Source organism: Phaeovulum sp., assembly GCF_041596715.1.
Lineage (GTDB): Bacteria > Pseudomonadota > Alphaproteobacteria > Rhodobacterales > Rhodobacteraceae > UBA6213.
Genome location: NZ_JBFHIA010000308.1, coordinates 1 through 2990 on the forward strand (window position 1 = coordinate 1; position 2990 = coordinate 2990).

Genomic DNA, 2990 nt, shown 5'->3' on the forward strand with positions numbered 1-2990 from the left:
ACCTCGCGCCAGCGCATCAGAACCGTCATCGCCTCGGGGCGCAAAAGGCTCATCGCCAATCCCCCAGATTTGCCTGCCACAAAACCAGCGCGGCAACCGCTGCCGTATCGGCACGCAGAATACGCGGGCCGAGACTGACCGGCGTCACCTGCGGCAATGCCGCAAGGCGCGCACGTTCTGGTGCCGAAAAGCCGCCCTCCGGCCCGATCAGCACCGCCCAAGGCCCCTGTGCCATTCCCGCAAGCGTAGCGGCGGGGCCAAGGCGGCTTTCATCGGCCCAAAGAATACGCCGCGCGGGGTTCCAGCCATCTAGCAGGCGCGACAGGTGCGAAAGTTCATCCACCTGCGGCACAAAGGTGCCGCCGCATTGCTCGGCGGCCTCTATGGCGTGGGCTTGCAGGCGATCTTGGCGAATACGGTCAGAATTGGTGAAATCGGTCTGCACCGGCAAAATCCGCGCAGCGCCAAGCTCGGTCGCCTTTTCCACGATGAAATCGGTGCGCGCTTTCTTGATGGGCGCGAACATCAGCCACAGATCCGGCGCATCGCGCTGCGGTGCGGTTTGCGCAACCGCGCGAAGGGTGCCACCGCGCTTGCCCACCTGCGATACCTCGGCCAGCCATTCGCCTTGGCGCCCGTTGAACACAAGTAATTGCGCACCCACTGCAAGCCGCATCACCGCAAAAAGGTAATGCGCCTGCGCCTCGGTCAGGAGAAGCGGTTGCCCCCCTGCCAGCGGCTGATCTAGATAGAGCCTGATCTTTGCCTGTGCCATGAGGCCGAACCTATGAGAGCGCCAAGCGAATTGCCAGAGCCCGGTCCCGTTGCCGATGCGCCGCGAGGCAATTGGGTAGACCGCTTTGCCCCCGCGCCAAGCCGCCCCTACCTTCGGCTGTCTCGCGCCGATCGACCGATCGGCACATGGCTTTTGCTGATTCCCTGCTTTTGGGGCGTAGCACTGGCTGCGGCGGCAGACGCGCCGCGCCTTGGCGACATCTGGATCATCGTTGCCTGCGCCATTGGCGCGGCGGTGATGCGCGGCGCGGGCTGCACCTGGAACGACATCACCGACCGGCATATCGACGGCTCGGTCGCCCGCACCCGTTCGCGGCCCATCCCCTCGGGGCAGGTTTCGGTACGCGGTGCGCTGTTGTGGATGGCGGCGCAGACCGCGGTTGGTGCGGCGCTGCTATTCAGCTTCAACAACGCGGCCATTCTGCTTGGGCTTCTTAGCCTTGTTCCGGTGGCGATCTATCCATTTGCCAAGCGATTCACATGGTGGCCGCAGGTGTTTCTGGGCATCGCGTTCAACTGGGGCGCGCTGTTGGCTTGGGTTGCGCATACAGGCAGCCTTACAGCCGCACCGGTAGCGCTTTACCTGTCTGGAATCGCCTGGACGCTTTTCTACGACACGATCTACGCGCATCAGGACAAAGAAGACGACGCGCTGATTGGCGTCCGCTCTACCGCGCGGCTGTTTGGCGCGCGAACCGGGCGCTGGCTCGGCTTCTTCCTGATGGCAACCGTAACGTTGATGACCCTCGCGGTGCTTGAGGCGTTGCTGCCCGGGGCAAGCCCCTTGAAGCTGGCACTGGCGCTTGCAGGGCCTTGGGGCCTTGGCTGGCACCTGCTGTGGCAAATGCGAAAACTCGATATCGACAGCCCCGAGGTTTGCCTGCGGGTGTTCCGCTCCAACCGCGAAGCCGGGCTGATCGCTGCGCTGTTTCTTGCCGCTGCCGCACTGGCATGATTGAATGACCCGCACCGCCCGCCTAAGCAGAACCTGAAGCAACTGACCGAAAGCACGTATTGAATGCGACACGGCCTGACGATTCTGACTGCGTTGGCTTTTGTGCTGGCGGCAGTGTTGGCCGTGTTTGCCGCTGGCGGCGCAGCGACGTTCATCGAACAACGCACCCACGCGGCGGCGCAATTACGGCTGGATATCGCAGGCTATAGCTGGGCAGAAATCAACGCCGACGGGCTGCAACTGCTGCTGGCAGGCACCGCCCCTTCGGAAGCGCACCGTTTTCGCGCGATTTCCGCACTGGGCGAAGTGGTCGAGGCAAGCCGAATCGTCGATCTGACCGAGGTGGCGCGCGCCGAAGCCATCACTCCCCCCGATTTCTCGCTGGAAATGCTGCGCAACGGCGATGGCATTTCGCTGATCGGGCTGGTTCCCGCCACGACTGACCGCGAGGCGCTGGTAGCCGAACTGGCCAAAAGCGCGGCCGACGGGCACGTAGCCGACATGCTGGAAAGCGCCGATTACCCCGAACCCGAGGGGTGGGCGCGCGCGCTCGACTTTGGCATCTCGGCGATCAAGGCTTTGTCGCGTTCAAAGATTTCGATCTCGGACAATCACGTGGCAATCGCCGCAATCGCCGATAGCCCCACGGAAAAGGCCCGTATCGAAACCGATCTACGCCGCAGCACGCCATCTTCTTTGGCCGTCGCAATAGACATCGCAGCGCCCCGCCCGGTGATTACGCCTTTCACGCTGCGTTTTCTGATTGATGCCGAAGGGTCGCGATTCGATGCCTGTTCGGCCGATACCGAACGCGCGCGCACCCGGATTCTTGCAGCGGCAAAACGCGCGGGTGCGCAAGGGTCGCTTGGCTGCACCATCGGCATGGGCGTGCCTTCGCCCAACTGGGCCGAAGCGGTGGAAATGGGGTTGGATGCGCTGGCGGGGCTAGGCGGCGGCTCGATTACCTTTTCGGATGCAGATATTGCCCTGATCGCCTCGGAATCAGTAACGCAGGCCGATTTTGACCGTGTTGTAGGCGAGCTCGAGTCAAACTTGCCGGCCGTTTTTTCACTGCAAGCCAGCTTGTCTGAAGCGTCTGTGTCGGGCGGAAACATGGCGACAGAACCGCCAGAGTTTTTTGCAACGCGCAACGAAGATGGCGCGGTGCAATTGCGGGGGCGCGTTCCCGACCAGCGGGCGCGCGATGCGCTGTCGGCGATTGCCGCAGGGCAATTTGGGC

The 2990-nt window shown here is 63.2% G+C and carries 2 protein-coding genes and 1 pseudogene; 2 read left to right on the forward strand and 1 reads right to left on the reverse strand.

The features are described from left to right. Positions 1-49: 49 nt before the first annotated feature. On the reverse strand, positions 50-775 hold the full coding sequence (locus tag ABY403_RS15125; RefSeq protein ID WP_372841650.1) for a 16S rRNA (uracil(1498)-N(3))-methyltransferase: 726 nt from the start codon (positions 773-775) through the stop codon (positions 50-52). A gap of 12 nt (positions 776-787) precedes the next feature. Here ABY403_RS15125 and ubiA point away from each other — a divergent pair, with 12 nt between their 5' ends. Both ubiA and ABY403_RS15135 read left to right on the forward strand, forming a co-directional pair. Further along, the gene (gene ubiA, locus ABY403_RS15130; protein ID WP_372841651.1) at positions 788-1750 is read left to right on the forward strand and encodes a 4-hydroxybenzoate octaprenyltransferase; all 963 of its coding nucleotides are present in this window, start codon (positions 788-790) and stop codon (positions 1748-1750) included. A gap of 63 nt (positions 1751-1813) precedes the next feature. Continuing rightward, positions 1814-2990 (forward strand): annotated as a pseudogene (locus ABY403_RS15135) (hypothetical protein); the annotation flags it as partial.